Origin of the sequence: Gemmata algarum (assembly GCF_034097035.1) — a bacterium.
GTDB lineage: Bacteria > Planctomycetota > Planctomycetia > Gemmatales > Gemmataceae > Gemmata > Gemmata algarum.
Genome location: NZ_JAXBLV010000110.1, coordinates 151,172 through 170,823, shown reverse-complemented (window position 1 = coordinate 170,823; position 19,652 = coordinate 151,172). Strand labels below are relative to the sequence as shown.

Annotated in this window: 20 protein-coding genes; 7 read left to right on the top strand and 13 right to left on the bottom strand. The window is 67.1% G+C overall.

Translation table 11 applies throughout. The annotated features are described in order from the left end of the window. Positions 1-660 precede the first annotated feature (660 nt). On the top strand, positions 661-1,125 hold the full coding sequence (locus R5W23_RS10065; protein ID WP_320686212.1) for a VOC family protein: 465 nt from the start codon (positions 661-663) through the stop codon (positions 1,123-1,125). Between the two features lie 229 nt (positions 1,126-1,354). Here the strand turns inward: R5W23_RS10065 and R5W23_RS10060 are convergent, their stop codons facing one another. From R5W23_RS10060 to R5W23_RS10030, 7 genes are all read right to left on the bottom strand, one after another. Further along, positions 1,355-2,008 (bottom strand): DUF4339 domain-containing protein, encoded by a 654-nt coding sequence (locus R5W23_RS10060; protein WP_320686211.1) that lies wholly within the window; start codon positions 2,006-2,008, stop codon positions 1,355-1,357. Between the two features lie 147 nt (positions 2,009-2,155). After that, positions 2,156-3,004 carry a TIGR02996 domain-containing protein gene (locus R5W23_RS10055; protein WP_320686210.1) on the bottom strand — a complete coding sequence of 283 codons (849 nt, stop codon included), beginning with the start codon at positions 3,002-3,004 and terminating at the stop codon, positions 2,156-2,158. Positions 3,005-3,801: 797 nt separating this feature from the next. Next, complete coding sequence (locus R5W23_RS10050; protein ID WP_320686209.1) at positions 3,802-5,652, bottom strand: B12-binding domain-containing radical SAM protein; 1,851 nt, start codon at positions 5,650-5,652, stop codon at positions 3,802-3,804. Between the two features lie 28 nt (positions 5,653-5,680). After that, on the bottom strand, positions 5,681-6,097 hold the full coding sequence (locus tag R5W23_RS10045) for a hypothetical protein (protein ID WP_320686208.1): 417 nt from the start codon (positions 6,095-6,097) through the stop codon (positions 5,681-5,683). Next, positions 6,076-6,507: a HEPN domain-containing protein gene (locus R5W23_RS10040; protein ID WP_320686207.1), complete on the bottom strand. Its 432-nt coding sequence runs from the start codon at positions 6,505-6,507 to the stop codon at positions 6,076-6,078. The genes R5W23_RS10045 and R5W23_RS10040 overlap by 22 nt, the downstream gene beginning before the upstream one ends. Before the next feature lie 62 nt (positions 6,508-6,569). After that, on the bottom strand, positions 6,570-7,658 hold the full coding sequence (locus R5W23_RS10035; protein ID WP_320686206.1) for a Gfo/Idh/MocA family protein: 1,089 nt from the start codon (positions 7,656-7,658) through the stop codon (positions 6,570-6,572). 112 nt (positions 7,659-7,770) lie between these two features. Further along, positions 7,771-8,502 (bottom strand): DUF2314 domain-containing protein, encoded by a 732-nt coding sequence (locus tag R5W23_RS10030; protein ID WP_320686205.1) that lies wholly within the window; start codon positions 8,500-8,502, stop codon positions 7,771-7,773. Between the two features lie 197 nt (positions 8,503-8,699). On the opposite strand from R5W23_RS10030, the gene R5W23_RS10025 reads away from it, so the two are divergent. The 3 genes from R5W23_RS10025 (at position 8,700) to R5W23_RS10015 (ending at position 10,963) form a co-directional block, all read left to right on the top strand. Continuing rightward, positions 8,700-9,755 (top strand): TlpA disulfide reductase family protein, encoded by a 1,056-nt coding sequence (locus tag R5W23_RS10025; protein WP_320686204.1) that lies wholly within the window; start codon positions 8,700-8,702, stop codon positions 9,753-9,755. A 127-nt stretch (positions 9,756-9,882) separates the two neighbouring features. Beyond that, complete coding sequence (locus tag R5W23_RS10020) at positions 9,883-10,374, top strand: helix-turn-helix domain-containing protein (protein WP_320686203.1); 492 nt, start codon at positions 9,883-9,885, stop codon at positions 10,372-10,374. Between the two features lie 25 nt (positions 10,375-10,399). Then, positions 10,400-10,963: a transposase gene (locus tag R5W23_RS10015; protein WP_320686202.1), complete on the top strand. Its 564-nt coding sequence runs from the start codon at positions 10,400-10,402 to the stop codon at positions 10,961-10,963. A 246-nt stretch (positions 10,964-11,209) separates the two neighbouring features. On the opposite strand, the gene serS is transcribed toward R5W23_RS10015, so the two are convergent. From serS to R5W23_RS10000, 3 genes are all read right to left on the bottom strand, one after another. Then, complete coding sequence (gene serS, locus R5W23_RS10010) at positions 11,210-12,502, bottom strand: serine--tRNA ligase (protein ID WP_261185687.1); 1,293 nt, start codon at positions 12,500-12,502, stop codon at positions 11,210-11,212. Positions 12,503-12,570: 68 nt separating this feature from the next. After that, positions 12,571-13,065 (bottom strand): DinB family protein, encoded by a 495-nt coding sequence (locus R5W23_RS10005; protein ID WP_261185688.1) that lies wholly within the window; start codon positions 13,063-13,065, stop codon positions 12,571-12,573. A 543-nt stretch (positions 13,066-13,608) separates the two neighbouring features. Further along, positions 13,609-14,766, bottom strand: a complete 1,158-nt coding sequence (locus R5W23_RS10000) for an AAA family ATPase (protein WP_320686201.1) — start codon at positions 14,764-14,766, stop codon at positions 13,609-13,611. 80 nt (positions 14,767-14,846) lie between these two features. On the opposite strand from R5W23_RS10000, the gene R5W23_RS09995 reads away from it, so the two are divergent. After that, positions 14,847-15,491 (top strand): ABC transporter ATP-binding protein, encoded by a 645-nt coding sequence (locus R5W23_RS09995; protein ID WP_320686200.1) that lies wholly within the window; start codon positions 14,847-14,849, stop codon positions 15,489-15,491. A gap of 117 nt (positions 15,492-15,608) precedes the next feature. On the opposite strand, the gene R5W23_RS09990 is transcribed toward R5W23_RS09995, so the two are convergent. Further along, complete coding sequence (locus R5W23_RS09990) at positions 15,609-16,010, bottom strand: ribosome-binding factor A (RefSeq protein ID WP_261189688.1); 402 nt, start codon at positions 16,008-16,010, stop codon at positions 15,609-15,611. Positions 16,011-16,233: 223 nt separating this feature from the next. Between R5W23_RS09990 and R5W23_RS09985 the strand changes: the two genes are divergently transcribed. Continuing rightward, a complete protein-coding gene (locus tag R5W23_RS09985; RefSeq protein WP_320686199.1) occupies positions 16,234-17,370 on the top strand; it encodes a pyridoxal-phosphate-dependent aminotransferase family protein in 1,137 nt (378 codons plus the stop codon). Between the two features lie 65 nt (positions 17,371-17,435). On the opposite strand, the gene R5W23_RS09980 is transcribed toward R5W23_RS09985, so the two are convergent. After that, positions 17,436-18,056, bottom strand: a complete 621-nt coding sequence (locus R5W23_RS09980) for a DUF6896 domain-containing protein (protein ID WP_320686198.1) — start codon at positions 18,054-18,056, stop codon at positions 17,436-17,438. Positions 18,057-18,250: 194 nt separating this feature from the next. Here R5W23_RS09980 and R5W23_RS09975 point away from each other — a divergent pair, with 194 nt between their 5' ends. Further along, positions 18,251-18,910, top strand: coding sequence for a DUF4291 domain-containing protein (locus tag R5W23_RS09975; RefSeq protein WP_320686197.1), 660 nt, complete (start codon positions 18,251-18,253; stop codon positions 18,908-18,910). Here R5W23_RS09975 and R5W23_RS09970 read toward each other — a convergent pair. Then, positions 18,892-19,575 carry a PepSY-associated TM helix domain-containing protein gene (locus tag R5W23_RS09970; RefSeq protein WP_261189692.1) on the bottom strand — a complete coding sequence of 228 codons (684 nt, stop codon included), beginning with the start codon at positions 19,573-19,575 and terminating at the stop codon, positions 18,892-18,894. The two genes, R5W23_RS09975 and R5W23_RS09970, sit on opposite strands and share 19 nt — an antisense overlap. Between the last annotated feature and the right edge of the window lie 77 nt (positions 19,576-19,652).

Here is a 19,652-nt window from a genome sequence, read left to right as displayed (position 1 = left end):
CGTTCCAATGCTTCCGCGTGCTCGTCGTCCGCGCGTTGACTTCGCCCACCTGCGACTCGACCAAGCGGTTCGTCGTCGGTCGTCGGTACCGCGGGGCACCATGCGGTCCCGATCGTCGCCAAATAGCGCCGCGCCTGGGCCACCACGCGCCGCCGAGCCCGCGCCCATCGACCGTGCCAACGCGCCCGCATCCCGGCCACGTATTGGGACCGACCCGAGGCCCCATCGGCGCGCACCGCCGCGGCCGCCGAGAACACGTCGCACGCCGCGTGCAGGGGATCCACGAGCGGTTCGAAAGGGGCTTCGTCGCTCGGGGGCACCGGAGGTGCCAATTCGTTCGGGCGTTCTGGCCCCCCTGCCTCACCCGCCGAGCCCTTCAGCTGTTGACCACCATGACCTCGGGCGCCACCGCCGTCCGTGGGACTCGCTGCCGACGGCGGTGCTCGACCACCTTCCGGTCCCGGGCCTCGATGAGTTCCGGACCGACACGGCACTTGCGACGAATACGCCACGCGCATTGCCTATCCCGCCCACACAGGGCCGCAAAGTCCGCTGCCAACCGCCGCGTGGCCTCGAGATCAAAAATGTGCCGCAACTGACATTGGACCGGGCGGGCGGGCGGGGCACATTACCGCGGTGGTTTTAAACAGGGGGTAAGTGATGTCCGAAATGAAGGGGCTCATTCCGCACTTGGTGGTCAAGGGCGGGGCGAAGGCGATCGAGTACTACACCGCCGCACTCGGGGCGGTTGAACTCTCGCGCATGCCGGCCGACGACGACCGGCTGATGCACGCGGCGCTGAGGATCGGTGACGCCACGCTGTTCCTGTGCGACGACTTCCCCGAGTACTGCGGGGGCGTTTCGCGCGCCCCGTCCGGCCCGTCGCCGGTGACGCTGCACCTGTGCGTGCCGGACTGCGACGCGGCCATCGCGCAAGCCGCCCGCGCCGGGGCGACGCTTGCCATGCCACCCGAGGACATGTTCTGGGGCGACCGCTACGGTCAAGTGGTGGACCCGTTCGGACATGCGTGGTCGTTCAGCACCCCGCTCAGCGCCGAGCGCAAGGCCGCTGCCGAGAAGAAATGGGCCGCTGAGAACCCGTTTGTACAGAAAAAGTCGGCCTAACGAAGCCTCTGACACCAGATCCAGTTAAAGAGTGATCGCTCGACAGGACATCGGTCGCGCCCGCCTGCGGAAGCAGGCGCTTCGCGCGGCCGAACGCCGCCACCAGGGTAATCATACCGTAACCGCATCGCACGGGATAATTCCCATGCAAGTGCCTGAGAAAATTGAACTTAGGAGCTCTTATGTGACACACCCAAATCCCTTAAAACGACTGCTCTGGTCCAAGCGATCAGCACCGCGCGCCGCAGTCCGGGCAGTACGCGACCTCTTCCGTTATCAGCAGCCCGATGAAGCACAAGACAATGGTAAACAGCAGGAGGATCACGAACACGGCCCACCCGGCGCCGGACACCTGCTGCCGGAAGTACGGGCGGGCCGACGAACCGCAATACGGGCAGCGGGGGCGCCTGCGGCGCGGGCGGTCCCGGTCCCGTTCGATCACCTGATTCACATGGACGTGAATCGCCCGCGCTTTCGATCGAACGGGACGCTCGTCGTCATCCCGATCCGGGTTCGGAGCCGGCGGCGGGGCGGGAGGGAGCGATTGGGGAGTGATCGGGAACAGCCCGGGCACGGTGCCCGCTTCGGTCCACGTCGGCATCCCCTCGCGCCACAGCAGATCGGTGGCACGTACCACCCCCGATTCGATAAGGGAGCGCAACTGGCTGGTGGTAACCGGCCCGCGCCGGGCGCCGTTCACCAGGTAGTACCACCCCGCCGGTTCGGGCGGCGGGACCACGCTCACGGTACCGGGCGAGCTGGTCGGTGCCGGCCAGCGGTCGATGTCGGCGTCGCACTTGGGGCACGGTGCCGATTCTCCGGCGAGCGATGCGGGGGCGTTGACGGTTGCGCGGCAGGACGGGCAGGTAAAGGCGACTTTCACGGCTCTCTCGTGCGGGTGGGCGTTCGGCCGGTCGGATGTGAACTAAATCATCCGGCGCCGAACGCGTCAAACGAAATTCCGTTGCACCGCGTTCTTATGGCGCCGGGCGCATTCGCACCCGCACCCGCACCGGAGAGCACTCGCGGCTCAGTCGCACAGGTTGTGGCACACCTGGCTGGTGATCGCGCCGACGAGGCGGTCCCCGTGCGGCGAGTGCCCGACCGCGAGCAGCGTGACCTCGCCGCACGGCCACCCGCCGGCGTGGAGCAGGACGTACCACAGCCGCCCACGCACGTACCCCTTCAGCGCGCCGTGCGCCCCCGCGTCTTCCGCCCCGGCCGTCTCGTGGTTGAACAGGCACTGGTCGGCGAAATCGGTGTGGACCTCGTCGTTGAGCGTGTGCGGGTGGTAGCCCGGATACGGGATCGCGGTCGCGTCCAGCGTGTCGATGTGGTCGCTGCGGAAGCCGCCGGCGCGGACCGCGTCGATCACGTCGCGCCCGGTGAGCGGGTGCCGGCCCGGTTCCAGTTGGCACACGAACCCGTACATCGGGCAGTCCGCGGCGCCGTAGCAGCACTCGCCCCACTCGACGCCCGTCAGGAACGCGAGGTCCGCGAGCAGCCCCTCGTCCCACTCGTCGGGAACGCAGAACTGCGACCCGAACGTGACCACCCGGCCGCGGGTGCCGACCGCTTCGGCGAACGGGTGCGGCGGGTCGTCGTGCTGGAACCGCACCGGGGCGAACGGCTGCGCGAGCGTGGTCATGAACGCGGTCCACGCCGGATCGAACTCGGCCCCCAGGGTGCCGAACACCCCGGCCGCTTGTGGCCCGGCGGACGAATCGATCAGCCCGGCGAGCTGGACCTGGAGCCGGACGAACTCGGCCCGCGGGTCGGCGCGGTCCTGGAGCCAGTCGGCGTACACGAGCTTCAGCGTCGTGTCGGCCGGGTTTGAGAGGAGCGCCCGCTGGAACGCAACGTCGTCGTCGGTGAACATGCCGTCATGCTAAACCCGGCCACTCCAAGTTTCAGGCTCGATTCTGGTGTTTCCCGTTCGCTGTTGTGCGCTCCCCTGCCTGCTAACGCAGGCGGGCGATGCTACGCAAACCGCCCCGGCCGGCGGGCCAACGGGTTTTGCGCCACTTATTTTCGGCGGCCACCAACGAGCCATGCGCAAGCGAGCCACAATCGACGCGTTCGAATTTCGCCACGAGCACCTCTTCCAATCTCTGGCAAAATTTGGACAGCCGCCGGTAACTTTTGCGTCTGCCGATTACAACGAGTTGTAGTTCCTACCCGCCTCAAAAGTCGGTTTTGTAAAGCACGCCGCGACCCAAAATCGCGCCCCGCCCCAGACTGCTACGTCAAGCGCCCGAGCCGGTCCGTGGCACGAAACAAACCGCGCTGCGCACACCGAAAAGCCCTCAAGTCTCGACCGGGAAAATCCGCACGCCGTTGTGGCACGGCCGCTGCTTAATCACACGCATCGCCTCCACCCGCCAAAGCCAAGAGGGCTGAAGCATGCAAACCATCGCACTGGACCGCGACGAACTGAACCGGATGGCCGACGACGGGTGCCCGCACGGAGACGACACCGACTTGTGGCTCGACGGAAGCAGCTCCGACTGAGCCGCCGCGTGGCAGGGGCCACGCGATGAAGGCCCTCTCGATCTTGCTTCTCTCCCAGAGCCCCACGGCGCCAATGTCGCGGGGCTCCTTCATTTTCAACCGCTCCCGTTCGCCCGGGTGCGAGTGCGGACGCCCGCCCGCACTCGCACCCGGGCGAACGCGGCGCTACCCGCCCACGGGCTGCGCGATCGGAGTGGCGGCCCACACGTACTCGTGCGGTTCGAGGTCGTCGGGTTCGGCCGCGTCCGCCGCACCGCGCCACACCACCGACGCAAACGAGCCCGCTTCGGCCACCGCGTCCGGATCGGTTCCTTCACGCGCCTCGAGCGGGAGCAGCAGCACGAGCCGCTTCGCGCCGTTGGGGCGCCCGGGGAGCAGCGCGTAGAACTTGTCGAGGTACGTCGGGTGCTCCAGGCACGCCGCCAAGAGCGCGTTCAGGAACACCGGCCCGAGCACACGCCGCACCCGTTCGGAATCGGGCGCGGACGGCTCGAGCACCACCTGTAGCGTCGTGTACGGGTTCACGTCGAGCGACTGGCGGATCAGGCGCGCGATTTCGGCGCTGTGCCGGGGCAGGTCGGCGGCGCGGAACCAGAGCGTGAGCGCCTGCGCCCGCTCGGCCGGGGCCGGGGCGTCGTCGCGGGGGCCGTCGAGGTCGACCCGCCACACGCGGGTCCGGTCGTGCGGGCCGAAGTCGAGCACCGGCGGCGGGGCGGCGTCGAACTCCACGTCGAACACGTCCTGCGCCTCGTGCATGAGCCCGAGCAGCGCGGCGCGGTCGAGCGTGGGCGTGCGGAGCACGTAGTACGGCGGGCGCGGCTGGAAGTGCAGCCCGAGTTCACGGGCCTCGTGGCGGAACGCCGTGCCGGGCAGCACCGCGAGGTTGAACACCTGCGCGCGCGAGTACAGCCCGCCGTCGCGCAGGTAGCGGAACCCGCGGCGCACCGACTCCTCCGTGTCGCCGGGCAGCCCGACGATCAGGTCCACCGTGACGTTGATTCCCGCGTCGATCAGCGCGCGGACGCCCTTCTCGAACGCCTTCAGGTTGTTCCGGCGGGCCATCAGGTCCATCGCGTCGCGCTCGACCGACTGGAGCCCGACTTCCACCTCCGTGAACCCGGCTTCGGCCAACAGGGACGCGATTTCGGGGGTGATCCCCTCGGCCCGCAGCTCGCCGAAGTACTTGAACTTGCGCCCGGGGTTGCCCCGCGCGAGCAGCCGGACGAACTCGGCGAAGTCCTTCCGCTGGTTCAGGGTAGGGTCGAGCAGGAACACCTCCTCGGCGCCGCGGGTGCGGGCGTGCGCGAGGCTGGCGCTCACGAGGTCGGTGGAGAGGTAGTACTGCTTGTCGTAGCTCTTGGGGTAGTAGCAGAACTTGCAGTTGAACACGCACCCGCGGGTCGTCTCCAGCAGCAGCATCCGCTCGTCGGCGGCGTCGAGGACGCCCGCGAGGTACGGCGACCCGAGCCGGTCGAGGTCGGGCAGCGGGGTGCGGAACTTCGGCGCCAGTTCGGGCCGGAACCGCTCGCCGGTGGCGGGCGGAACGTACAGCCCGTCGATGCGGACCGGGGGCACGTCCTCCCCGCCGAGCAGCCCGAGGAGCAGCGCGGCGAACGTCTGCTCGCCCTCGCCCACCGCCGCGAAGTCGTAGTCGGCCGAGCCGAGCACCCAGGCGTTGTCGGTGGTGATCTCCGGCCCGCCGACCAGCACCTTCACGCCGGGCCGGAGCCGCTTCAGCTCGCGCGCGACCCAGAGGGTGCGCTCGACGTTCCAGAGGTAGCAGGTGAAGCCGACGAGCCACGGCCCGCGGGCGGCGAGCGCCTCGGCCAGCGCGCGGTCGCCGAGCGTGTTGGCGAGCGGCGCCGGGAACACCTCAATGTCGTAATCGGCGCCGAGCCCGCGGGTTTCGACGTACAGCTTGAGGTACGCCCCGGCGAGCGGCACGTTCCCCCGGATGGGGGCCGGTCCGAGGGGCGGGATCGGCAGTTGGACCAGAAGGACGCGGCGCGTGCTCATGCCCTGATTGTAGCACCCCCGCTGGCCGCTACGCCCCGGGTACGGTCGGGGCGAGAGCCGGGTATACGAGAACGCCCTCGACATCGATCCCGCCGAGGCGCGAGCCATCGAACCGGGTCATGAACGGGGACGGCTTCGGCTGCCACGGCTTCGGCTCGATCAGCTTGGCCGCCGCAACCGCCATCGTGTCGGACGGGGACACGAGCCGCACCTCGAACGGATCGAGACCTACGTTGTCGAATCGGCGCTCGTGCAACGTGAGATCGCGGTACGCCTCGTGCCCACCCTTTTCGTCAACGACCGGTGACGCCAAGTAGAGGAACCACTGCTCGTCGCTCGGCCGCGCCCAAAACGCCACCGCGATCGGGAACCCGACCGCGGACAGTTGCGCGAGGAACCGTTTGCCGGCTTCAACGCGCTCGGTCACCAGTGCGTCTTGATCCACGGGAAGACTCCATCAGAAGGGTCAACAACCGCCGCGTAGAGCCGCCGCGCCTCAGGTTCTGTGACCCGGTGATACCGTTTGTGCTCGGACCAGTCCTTGGCCGTCTTCCAGTTGACATCGAAGTTGACGTTCGCCGCGGCGAAAGCGGTACGCGCCGCACTTAGTTGAGCGAGGTCGACTAACGGCTCAATGGCGTGAGTGTAGCAGTTGTGCGAGAAGTCCTTTTTGGGGAACGCGTCGGTCGCCATCAGCACTTTGATGATGCACGCCTTGAGCGCCAGCTCCACCGCGTACCCGGTCAGGTAGTACGCCCCGTCCCAGTGCCCGAGATCGAGGAGCGCTTTCGCCTCGACGAGGCGGATGTCGGCCAGTTGCTGGAAGTCCGCTCGGGTCTGGATGGGCGTACTCACGTTCCGACCTCGGTTCGGCGCTGTGATAATAGCCCACGGCGCCGCAATGCGGAAGGGGCCAATTACACCGACGGGCACGCGAGCGTCGCGCCGCCCTGCCGCGCCGACGCCAGGCACGTGTCCATCACCACCTGCGTCTTCAGCGCGATCTCGCCCCACGTCGGGTCGGGCGTACCGCCCAGTACCAGCCCGCTGAACGTGCGGACCATGTTGGTCTCTTGCGCGTCCGGCGCGCCGTCGCTGTACTCGGTCACCGCGAACCGCTTCGGGTGGCTCTCCCAGTGGTACCGGGTCCCCTGCACGTTGAACACCGGGCGGTCCGCGACGAACGCCGCCTCGCACCCGTAGTACGGGAGCACGAAGTCCTGCACCGCGATGCTGCCCTTCGTCCCGCTCACGTGCGCCCACTGCTGCAGCTCGGTGTTGAACGAACAGTAGAACGCCGCCGACACGCCGCCGTCCCAGAACAGCTCGCCCGAGAACTCCAGCGGCACCCCCTGGTGCTCCGTGAGCAACCGCCCGCTCACCTTCGCGGGCATCTGGTACTTCATCACGAACAGCGAGAAGCGGAGGTTGTACCAGCCCAGGTCGCCCAGCGCCCCGAGCGGCTCCAGCGCCGTGCTGACGCGGATGTTGTTCTTCAGGAAGTCGTCGCCGGCCGCGAAGGTGAACTGCGTCGCGATGCGCCGCAACTGGCCCACCGTCTCGCCGTCGTCGATCGTGCGGCGGAGCAGCGGGAGCCGCTTCCCGTGCATGAACATCACGCCGTCCATGAACTGCACGTTGTTCGCCTTGCAGGCGTCGAGCATCGCGCGCAGCTCGCCGGCGTCGGGGCCGCAGGGCTTCTCGCACAGCACGTGCTTCCCCGCGCGGGCCGCCTTCACCACCCACTCGCGGCGCACGCCGGTGGGGAGCGGGATGTACACCGCGTCCACGTCGGGGCTCTTCAGCAACTCGTCGTAGGTGACCGCGGCCGGGGCGGTCGGGAACGGGCACTCAATCTGGTTGGCGTCGATCCACTCCTTCGCGCGGGCCGGCTCGCGGCTGGCGACGGCGGTCAGGGTCGCGTTCTCCGCGAGCCGAATCGCCTTCCAGTTCTTGCGCGCAATGTTGGCGGCGCCCAGAATCCCCCACCGGCACTGAGAAGCCATGTCCTGCTCCGAGTTGCAACCACGAACCCAAGTGGAAGGGGTACGCGGCGCGGACGGCGTCGGCCACCCGGAGGCGCGCACCCGAGCGCGAGGGGCGCGCGGGTCGGTGCGGTCACGCGCGTTCGAGGAGCGCGGCTGCCTCGCCCCACCCGAGCGCCCGGGCGAGTTGGAGCGGCGTCAGCCCGAGGTCGGTGACCGCGCCCGCGTCGGCGCCGGCCTCCAACAGCACCGCGACCGTCGCCGCCCCGCCCGCCGCGGCCTCCTGGTGCAACAAGGTCCACCCGTTGCCGTCGGTTTCGGAGAGCGCGGCCGGCTCCTGCGCCAGGTGGTCCCGGAGCGACGCGGCGAGGTTCTCGGTGAAGGTCGCGTGTTCGCTCTCGGTCGCGGTTCGAATCTGGAGCGGGTCGCCGAAGTCGAGGCCCCAGGCCGCGTCGTGCTCGCAGCGCTCGCGGGCGTCCATCCGCGACCGCATGAGGTTGATCGTATAGCCGCCGAATGCGGCGCCGTCGATGGCGTACATCCAGTCGCTGGTCCGCTCTAGTGGAACGCTCACCGCGTCGCCGGCCGCGACTGTTCGCAGCCGGTTCGGGCTGTTCACGAGCGTGCCGCTCACGGTCCGGCCGTCGAAATCCATGTCCGACAGCCACATGTGTTCGACGTCCGAACCGCCCTCGTCGGAAAAGGGCGCTTTGACGCACGCGAGGTCGAGGGCGGGAACGATCCGCCGCCGATCGCGCGCCACCTCACGCCAGAAGTAGCGGAACGCGGCGCGTGCGGACGCGGATGCGCGCTGCATCGCGGGGTCACTGTTGTCGAACATGAGCACCGGGGACGACTCGCTCACGCCAAGCTCCTTTGTCCGAGGGCACCGGGTCAGGGGTGCAACTTAGTCGATCACACGGCACGGCACAATCACCGTTCCCGGCGCGGAAAAGCGCCCCGAAAACACGACTTCCCTGGTTAGGTTTCGGGCTGTCCCCCGTCCCCGTTGGGCGTAAACTCTAGTTCAGCCCCTCGCGTTTCACCCCGGAAGGATATTGCATGCGTTCGCTACTCGCGCTGGCCGTGATCGCCGGGCTCGTCGCCCCGGCCGCCGCCGAAGAGAAACTGAAGGTGGGCGATAAGGCTCCGGCGCTCAAGGCCACCAAGTGGCTCCAGGGCGCCGAGGTGAAGGAGTTCGCCACCGGTAAGGCGTACGTGGTCGAGTTCTGGGCCACTTGGTGCGGGCCGTGCATCGTCATGATGCCGCACATGGCCGAACTCCAGGCCCACTACAAGGACAAGGTTACGTTTATCGGCCACACCTCCAAGGACGACAACAACACGCAGGAGAAGGTGGCCGAGTTCGTCAAGAAGCGCGGCCCGAAACTTGGGTACACGTTCGCCTACGCGGACGAGCGAGCCGTCTACGACGCGTGGATGACGGCCGCCGGGCAGCAGGGCATCCCGTGCTGCTTTGTGGTCGACACCGCCGGCAAGATCGCGTACATCGGGCACCCGATGTTCCTCGGCGCGGTGCTGCCGAAGGTGGTCGCGGGCAAGTGGACCGCCGCCGACGTGGACGGGCTCAAGGCGGTCGAGAAGGAAGTGGACGCGGTGTTCGAGGCGACCGGGAAGATGGACCCGGAGGCGTTCCTGAAGGCCCTGGCCGATTTCGAGGCGAAGCACCCGGACCTGGGGCACATCCCGTACTTCGACGCCCCGAAGCTGGTTTCGCTCCTCAAGGCCAAGAAGACCGATGAGGCGAAGAAGATGGCCGAGGCGCTGCTCGCCAAGGGCATCAAGACCGAAGACCCGAGCGTGCTGCGGAACGTGTCGGGACCGCTCACCAGCCCGTTCGCGCGCGACAACAAGGAACTGGTGGCCCTCGGCGTGAAGGCCGCAGAGGAGGCGGTAAAAATCGCCGGCGATAAGGACGCGGTCGCCCTGTACTTCCTGGCCGAGGCGTACTTCGCCAGCGGCGATAAGGCGAAGGCGAAGGAGACCGGCGCGAAGGCCGTCGAGGCGGCGGACGGCGGCATCAAGAAGCAGCTCGAGAACCTGACCAAGAAGTACAGCGAAGAGAAGAAGAACGAAAAGAAAGACGAGAAGAAGTGACCGAACCCGTGGCCCGTGGCAATCGCTGCCACGGGCCGCCCCAGCCCTCGCGAACGCACCTCACGCGCTCAACTCATACCGAATCCGATTGATCCGTAACCCTATCTAATGGGTGGGAGGGCAGATCATGTCGCAATTAGCGGTGTCTTCGCACCTGACGGTGGAACAGATCGATGAGCGGTACCGGAGCTGTTCGGAAGGTGCGGAGAAGAGCCGCTGGCACGTGCTGTGGCTGATCACTCGGCCCGAGCGCCCGATGTCGGCCACGGCGGCGGCCAAGCTGGTCGGGTTCACCCCGGCCTGGGGGCGTGCCATCCTGAAGCGGTACAACGCCCACGGCCCGGACGGGCTGAGCGACCGGCGGCGGGACAATGGGGCCCGATTCCAGTTGAACCCCCAGCAACAGGCCGAGTTGTTCACCGCGCTCCAGAAGTCCGCTCCGGACGGTGGGTTGTGGAGCGGCCCCAAGGTGGCCGCCTGGGTCCGCGAGCGGTTCGGGGGCGGGGTGGTGAACCAGACCCGGTGGCAGTGGCTCGAGGAGCTCGGGTTCCGGCTCGTGGTGCCGCGCCCGCGGCACCCCAAGGCGGCCACACGGGAGCAACAGCAGGAGTGGCTTTGACGGGCTCACACGGCGGGTGGCGGAGTTGCGCCGGGAGCATCCCGACAAGGACGTGGAGTTGTGGTGCGAGGATGAGGCTCGGCTCGGGCTCAAGCCGATCGCCCGGCGGGTGTGGGCGTTGGAGGGTAACAGGCCGACGAGCAACGGGCGGCACAAGTTCGAGTCGGTGTTCGTGTACGGATTCGGGCACCCATCCAGCGGGCGCAGCCGGTTCCTGATCCTCCCCAGAGCGAACGCCGCGTGCATGGGCCAGGCACTGGCCGATTTCGCCGGGTGGGCGGACCCGGATCGGCGCAAGGTGCTGGTACTCATTGTGGATGGGTCGGGCGGGCACACGGCCAAGAAGCTGGTAGTGCCGCCGGGCGTGGTGCTGCACCGGTTGCCCCCGTGCATCCCGGAGTTGCAACCGGCCGAGCACCTGTGGCCACTGGTCCGCGAGGCACTCGCCAACCGGGTGTTCAACACACTCGATGAGCTCACCGCCACGCTCACTACCCGGTGCCACTGGCTCACCCAGCACACGACCGTCGTGGCCGGGGCCGTCGGGTTCCACTGGGCCACCGAACACGACGGTTACCGATCAATCTGATTCGGTATCACGCCCGCATGTTCTGGTCGCCCGCTGATACCGAACCCGGTTGATCCGTATTCACGCCGTATTCTGTGGCCGGCCTCTATGAGGCCGATGGTACGTGGGTGGTGTCGCGCCGGCCTCATAGAGGCCGGCCATAGAAGAAGGTGACTCTTCAACCGTATTCGACGTGACAGGTGGGCCGTTGAGGCCCCTGGTCCCGGCGGGGAGTGAAAGGGGTTCCCGCGAACACCCCAGTTGGTGTCACGCCTTCCGCGGCTCGATCTTGTCCTTGCCGACCCACGGGCGCAGCACCTCCGGGATCACCACCGACCCGTCGGCCTGCTGGTAGTTCTCCAGGATCGCCACCAGCGCCCGCGTACACGCGACCGCGGTCCCGTTCAGCGTGTGAGCGAACTTGGTCCCCTTGAACCCCTTCCCCTTGTACCGAATGCCGAGCCGGCGGGCCTGGAAGTCGGTGCAGTTCGAGGTACTGGTGATCTCGCCGTACGCGCCGCCGGTGCCGCGGCCGGGCATCCACGCCTCGAGGTCGTACTTGCGGTACGCCGGGCCGCCGAGGTCGCCGGTCGCGGTGTCGATCACGTGGAAGCACAGCCCCAGCCCCTGGAAGATCTTCTCTTCGAGGGCGCGGATCTCCTCGTGGATCGCGTCGCTGTTCTCGGGCGTGCAGAACGCGAACATCTCCACCTTGGTGAACTGGTGGACCCGGTACAGTCCCCGCGTGTCGCGCCCGGCGGCGCCGGCTTCGGTGCGGAAGCAGTGCGACAGCCCCACGTACCGCTTCGGCAGCTCGGACTCGTCGAAGATGCGGTCGCGGTGCATCCCGCCCAGGGTGATTTCGGCGGTCGCGATCAGGCACAGGTCGGTGTCCGCGACCGTGTACACTTGGCGCGTGTCGGGGTTCGGGTCGCGGGGCATGAACCCGATGCCTTCCAGCACCTCGACGCGGGCCAGGTCCGGGGTGATGATCGGCGTGTAGCCGGCCTTCACCGCGGTCTGCATCGCGTACTGCACGAGGGCGATTTCGAGCAGCGCGGCCTCGTTCTTGAGGAAGTAGAACTTCTGGCCCGCGACCTTGGTACCAGCCTCGAAGTCGGCGAGGTCAAGCGCCTCGCACAAATCGACGTGGTCCTTCGGTTTGAAGTCGAACGCGCGCGGCTCGCCGAACTGCGCCACCACCTTGTTCGCGTCCTCCCCACCGACGGGGGCCGCCGGGTGAGTCATGTTCGGGATCTGCATCAGCGCCGCGTCCCGCTCGCCCTCCACGCGCTTGCGCTCGGCCGCGATCGCGGCGACTTCAGCGTCGATCGTGCTCGACTCCTTGCGCAGCTCCTCGCGCCGCTCCGGCGTCGCTCCCTTGAACTGCGAGCTGATCGCGTTCTTCTTGGCCGCCGTTTCGCCTTCCTTTTGGGCCAGCTCTTTGCGCCGGCCGTCGAGCGCGATCACCCGCTCGACGGCCTCGTCGGACACGCCGCGGTTCTTGCAGTTCAACTTCACGGCTTCGGCGTTCTGGCGAATAAACTCGGCGTCGAGCATGACCTTGTTCCGTTTGGCTGCGGTGTGAGCGGGTTCATCAGACAGGATAGGAACCGCGCCGGGCGGGTTCACCAGATCGGGGCGTGGCCCAGCATCCGGCGGAGCAGTGAGATCTGTCCGCAGTGGATCATCTCGTGCAGCGGCGCGTAGCGCAGGGCGCCGAGGCGGGTGCCGAACAGCGGGTGCGCGGCCAGCGGCGCGAGGTCGAGGTCCGCGTCAGAGTACGCGGGCAGTTCTTCCATCACGCGGGCGTGAACGGCGTCGAAGACCGCGAGGATGTGCTCCGCGGTGTACCCGGTGACGGCCGCCGGCAGCGCCTCACGACCGAACATCGCGACGAACGCGTCGGGAATGAGCGATTCGTCTGCCGCCGTCCGCGGGCGCAAGCGCGCGAGGCACAGCCGATATTCCGACGACGCGAGGTGTCCGACCTGCCACGCGACGTGCGACACGCTTTTGGGCGTGACCGTGAACCAATCGCCCGGCGGCACGCTCACCGCCCGCTCGCGGGTGTAGCGGCGGGCGAAGTCGATCTGCTCCAGCGCGTCCGTGAGGCGCGACATCGGTACCCGCCCGCAGCCAGTCGGTTCAAGTTGGTGTGGCATACCCGTGCGGTGGCCCGGAGTGTAGTCCGCTCACTCCGAGCAGAGGTACTATACCCAACCCGGCGGCGATTGATCCATTTTCGCCGGTGGTCTTGATCGGTAGACCAAGTGAACCTGCCCGCCGGAGTTACCAGATGGCCAAGCCATTGACAAGGAACGGGCGCCGACCGCCGAGTGGGTGAACGCCGGCATGCGCAATCGCGGATTGTACCCGTTACGGGTCCGCGAGTTGGTCGCAGTGCGGGCCGTGGTGGCGCTCCACGCGCGCGTTCACAACTTGTTCCAGACCATCCGACTGTGCGCCCACAAGCGCCCGCAGCGACCATAGACGGACACCCTGGGCGAAGCTGCTCAAAATACAAACGAACATAATCTCGATCCGCGAAGCGGCGAGGGCGCAAGGGAAGGGACGCCGGGGGCAAAAAATCACACCCTCGGAGCGAGCGGGCCACACGCAAGGCCAGAACCGCGCCGAGCGAATGGCAAACTACTGTAATTCGGTCATTCCACGTCGCCGGGGACCAAATGCCCGACTTCGTGAGCCTCGGCGGGCGTGGGCACATCCAGTTTGTCGAACAGTCGCTCCCAGACGCGCTCGGGAACGCGCTTCACGCGCCCCGTGTTCCGCTGTCGGATCAGCGGAACTGGCGGTTCCAGGTACGCCACCTTCACCCGCGCTTTGTAAGCGATACTGAGATCAATGACTTTGCCGCGCAAGACGCGCGACACGTTGGTCGCGTTCCACACGAACGATTCACCGCGCCGCAGCAGGCCCTTCGCGCGATCGTAGGCCGCGGCGACCACTTCGCTCTGGTTGTCGCCCGGGTCCACTTCCAGTTCGCGCCGGATGTCGTCGAGCGAAATGACCTCCCGGTCGCCGGCGTGTTCGGCCACCCAGGTGTCTTTTCCGCTGCCCGGCAACCCGCTCAGCACCATCACTTCGCACTTCGTGTCGTCGAACAGATGAAGGGTCGGGTGCTCGCCCGGCGTGCGAAAGTAGTGGACGCGAGAGTGATCGTTGGCGAACGCACGGGGTCCGTCCCAGCACTCGCACTCGGCACAGAAATCGGGGAACAGCGCGACCCGCGTGCGAGTATCGTCTTCCGTCTTCACGACGCGCCCACGGTGGTCGGCTTCGGCGAGGATCGTGAGCAGATCCATCCGCGTGGTCAGACTGGTCAGGATCACCGCCCGCTGCGGGTCCGGCTTTTCGAGGTAGTTGGCCGGTAGCCCGTGCCACCGGACGAGCGCCAGCACCTGTTCGCGGATCTCGAACGGCGTTCCGAGCGGGGCAAACGTTTCGTCGTCGGTGAGGATGCGGCGCGCCTTGTACACGCCCTTCACCGCGTGGCCGGGCGAGCGCACGCGCCCGTCGTCCTCGACCTTCGTGCATTCGGGCTTCGAGATGTCGTGCAGGAGCGCGCCGGCGAAAACGATGTGCCGGTCCTGCTCCGCAAGCACACGGAACGCGGGCAGCGCCGCGAGTTCCGCGAGCACCATCCCGAGGTGCGTGAGGACGTCACCTTCTGCGTGGAAAACGGGGTCCTGCGGGCACTCGGCGAGCGGTTCCAGCCACGGGTATCGTTCGCAGAGGGCGGACAAATCCACGCGCCACTCAGGCGGCTCCGGGCAACCCGGGATGTGCCAGATACCGCTCATGACATCCACCTCGCGAGAAATAACGCGCTCTGAACGGAGGGCGCAACCCCACGAAGGTTCACCGCGCCTAAAATCCGGTTGTGATCCAGATTCAGAACTTATCGATCCGTCAGGGCACGTTCGCGCTGTTCGGTGTGTCGCTGGAAGTGCCGCCGGGCCGGTACGCGGTGTTAATGGGCCGTAGCGGGTGCGGGAAAACCACGATCCTCGAAACGATCGCCGGTCTGCGTGCCCCGCACGCGGGCACGATCGCGCTCGCCGGGCGCGACGTAACGCGGTTGCGCCCGGCGGCGCGGCACGTCGGGTACGTCCCGCAGGACGGCGTGCTCTTCTCGACCATGACCGTGCGCCAAAACATCGGCTTCGCGCTGGACGTGCGCGGCGCGCCCTTGGTTGACACCGTAAGGCGGGTGGCGGAACTGGCCGATTGGCTCGAAGTGACGCACCTGCTGGACCGCTACCCACGGTTCTTGAGCGGGGGCGAGAAGAACCGCGTCGCGCTCGGCCGGGCCCTCGCGAACCGGCCGCCGGTGCTGCTGCTCGACGAGCCGCTCGCGTCGCTCGACGACGACACCCGCGACCACCTCATCGCCGTACTCGCGCGGCTCCGTGAGCGGCGTGAAGTGACCGTATTGCACGTCACGCACAACCGCTCGGAAGCGGACCGGCTCGCAGACGTGGTGTTCCGTCTCGATAGCGGAAAAGTACTGGAAATGAGCTGCTAAACTGAACGATCGCGAAGACACATAGAAGGCACAAAAAGAGAACCGCGGTCAGCTCCGCGCCTGCCCCTTGTTTGCACTTCTGTGCGTCTTCGCTGCCGTTCTCTGTGCTCCGGCGCGTCAGCCCGGCACGACCTCGAACACCAGTTCGGGCGCGTACCGGCGGCTGATCGCCGCCGCCACTTCGCTCCGCAGGAACCCGGACGCTCGTGCCAGGGCTTCCACGGCGTGCTGAGCGATCACGTCCGGCGGAACTGCGACCAGCACTCGTAACCGCCCCGAGTGCGGAGCCGGTTCGACCCCCACCACGCTCGTCGCCTGGATCACGGGATCACGGGCCGCCGCGAACGCGCCGTCCAGCGCCTGGCGCACTTGCGCACAGAGCTGCTTCCCCTTGCGACTGGCCTGCTTCGGCGCGTTCCACGGCTTCGCATGGAAGTCCTTAGGATCGGTGCCGTCTTCGGGGCCGATGTCATCTGCGAGGTGGCGGAACTCGTCCGCCTTCTGTCGCCGCCTGCTCATAAGAGCCTTCTCGGAAGGAAATTGAGAGATCGAAACGCCATGCCGACGAGGAGACGAATGCACGCATGGGTTGACCCTCCTTCCGAGGAATTCCCGGCACTCTGCGCCCGGGGTGCTTTAAAAGACGTATGGGAAGCGAAGAGGTTCGCGGCGCGCCGGGGTGTCGCGCTGCGAATACAACAACCCGCGACCCTCCCCAGTGCGGACATGAAGGAAGTAAGCGATGAAACCGCGTCTGTTCACGCCCGGCCCGACCCCGGTTCCCGAGGAAACGCTGCTGGAACTCGCGAAGCCGGTAACGTACCACCGGTCCTCGGAGGCAAAGGCGATCCTCGGAGAGGTGACCGAAGACCTCAAGTACGTGTTCCAGACCGCGCAGCCGGTCTTCACGCTGACTTGCTCGGGCACGGGCGGGATGGAGGCGGCGGTCAGTAACACGCTCGCGGCGGGCGAGAAGGCGATTCTTTGCACCGCCGGGCGCTGGGGCGAGCGGTGGCGCGGCGTCCTGAAGGCGTTCGCGGCCAACATCGTCGCCGTGGAAGTGCCTTACGGCCAAGCCGTCACCCCGGAGATGCTGGAGAACGCGCTCAAGGCGAACCCGGACGCGAAGGTGGTGTTCTCCACCCTGAGCGAAACCAGCACCGGCGTCGGGCACGACCTCGAAGGCTACGGAAAAGTGGTCGCCAAGGCCGACTCGCTGCTCGCGGTGGACGGGATCAGCGGCGTCGGCGCGATGGAGTGCCGGATGGACGCCTGGGGCCTCGACATCGTCGTCACCGGCTCGCAGAAGGCGCTCATGATGCCCCCCGGCCTGGCCTTCATCTCGCTGAGCGAGAAGGCGTGGAAGAAGGTGGACGCCACGCCCGTCCGGAGCTTCTACCTGGATATCCGGCGCTACAAGAAGTCGCTGGCGGAGAGCGACACGCCGTTCACCCCGGGTAACACGCTGATTAAAGCGCAGCGCGCGAGCCTGAAGCGCATCCGCGCGGAGGGCATCGAGAACCTGTGGGCGCGCCACAACCGAATCGCTGCGGCGTGCCGCGCCGGAGTTCAGGCGATGGGGCTGAAACTCTTCGCCGAGCGCCCCAACAGCGCCCTGACCGTCATCAAGGTGCCGGAGGGCGTTGACGGCAGCGGCACCCTGAAGACGCTCGAGAAGAAGTACGGCTACAAGTGGGCCGACGGCCAGGACGCGATGAAGGGCCAGATCTGGCGGCTGTCGCACATGGGCTACACGGACGCCTTCGACGTGCTCGGTGCGCTGAGCGCGCTGGAACTGGTGCTGTCAGAAGCCGGGTTCAAGCTGGAGGTCGGCGCCGGCGTGGCCGCGTTCCAGAAAACCTACGCCGCCGGGAAGTGACGACGCTCGATACGAACGCCCCGGCCGGGACATCCCCGGCCGGATGTTAAAAGCACTTCACCTGCTCACCCCTTGCTGAGTTCCAGTAAGGCTCGCGCTCGGTCGGTTAATAGTTGCCGGTGGGCCACCGAACAATCAATCGCGGTTTGGTTCAGCGTACCCTCGGGGTATGACACGCAGCGGCGCCCGTCCGTCCCGGTTCTCGTGTACAGCGCCTCGAACGCCACCAGCGCGGGATCCGCCGGCTCGAAACAGCCGGCGCGCTCCAGTCGATCCCACGCCTCGCTGACCTTGGCGTGGTCCCCGGACAGGTAATCGTACGGCGGCCCGGTTCTCGCGAGCTGTGCGCGCAGCGCCGGGAACTCTCGCCAGGGCGCCTTCGTGGTCATGACGAACTGCAAAACGCCCCACGCCGTCACGCAATCGCACCGCCCACCCGGGCCGAAATCGTACCGCAGGAACCGACCGTCGTCGGTGTTTCGGAGATCGCACTCGAACCCGTGAAACCGAAATTTCCACGGGCTGTTGGGGATGTCTTCAATGTCGCGGTCCGCCCCGGCCATCCAGGTGTAGAACACCCGCTCGTCGGGCACGCTGAGGGCCGACGCGATGAGCGGGAGCATCTCGCGCTGCCGCCGCCGGGCCTCGAAGCAGGCCGTCAGTAAGTCAAAGTCGTTGGCGTGCATGAGTGTTCCTCGGGGCCGAACTCCGAACGTTGCAACGAGAACGGTGTGGGTGAGCCCAATTCACAACCGGCCGTCACTGCGAGTCGAGTGAACCTCGTGACACGCCGGCTCGTCAATCAGGGAGGAGCCGGTCCGGTGAGCCACGCACCGGGCCTTGTTGGGATGGTCTTCGCGACACCTTTAAATTAGACGTTATGCCCCTCGCCTTTGAACCCTACCCCGATCAGGTCAAAGTCTGGCCCAAGGACGGTCGGCACGTTCTCGCGCAGTTCGATGCCGACAGCATCGTCGTGTACCAAGCGTACAGCCCCGCCATCGGTCGGTACGCGATTGAACACGGGCGCTTCGGCGGTGCCTTCAGCTTCGAGCGCATGAGCTGGATCAAGCCGAACTTCCTGTGGATGATGTACCGCTCCGGTTGGGGCACGAAAGAAAACCAGGAAATCGCCCTCGCGCTCAGGTTGCGGCGCACCTTCTTTGAGTCGCTCCTCGCGGAAGCGGCCCCTTCGACCTGGGACCGCGACCTGTTCGCCACGTCCGAAGAATGGTCGCGGGCGGTGGGCCGCTCGGCGGTGCGGCTCCAGTGGGACCCGGACCACCATCCGTCCGGCGCGAAGCTCGACCGCCGGGCGCTCCAACTCGGCCTGCGCGGGCGCGTACTCGAAGCGTTCGGAACGACAAAACTGCTCGAAGTGATCGACCTGTCCGAGTTCGTTGCCCAGCAGCGCGAGCGACTCGCGGCGCGGGGCACGTCCGCGCTAACAACACCGCGCGAGCGGTTGTACACGCTGACGGATCCGGCGATCGCCGCGCGGTTACGACTCGCGGACCCGCCTCACGGCACGAACCAGTAGTACACCCCGACCGTCAGCACGGTGCCCAGCACAAAGAGAACCGCGCCCTTCTTACCGCGGCTCTTCAGCGACCACCACATAATGAGCCCGGTCGCGGAGATGACGAGCAGCATCACGCAGGTGCCGTCGATCACGAAACTCCACACCACCCCGGTGCGCTTCACCTCGTTGCTCATGTTGCCGCGGTTGCCGCGGTGCAGGTCGGTCAGCAGGACAGCCCACCCCTGGTACACCGACACCACCTCGGTCCGGGCGGTCTGCGCGTCGATCGTCGCGACCGCCTCCCCGCCGGCCCGCTTGAACTCCACCTTGATTTGAGGCCTGTTGTCGTCGTCCTTCGTGAACAGGAACGAACTCATCTCGCCGCTGATGCCGAACTCCTTGCGCAGCGCTTCCACTACCGCGAGTTTCTCGTCCCCGGTCGCCTCGTCGCGGTCCTCGGAAGGAGCCGGCATCTTCCCGCCGGGCATCTTGTCGAGCGGGAGCGTGCGGGTCTCGCGCCGGGTCTGCGCCTCAAGCCGCGCGTCGCTCGGCAGGAACCACTCCGTGTGGTTCAGCATGAAGCCCGTGACCGCGAAAAAGAGGATCAGCGTTAAGCCGAACAGCGTGAGGTACACGTGGAGCGTGCGCGCGGTCTTGAGCAGCCAGCGTTGGAATCGCGACATGTGTGATGCGTCGGTGAGGCAGGAAGACAACAAGAACAATGGCCGCAAAGAAGCACACAAGAGAGCAGAAGACAGCA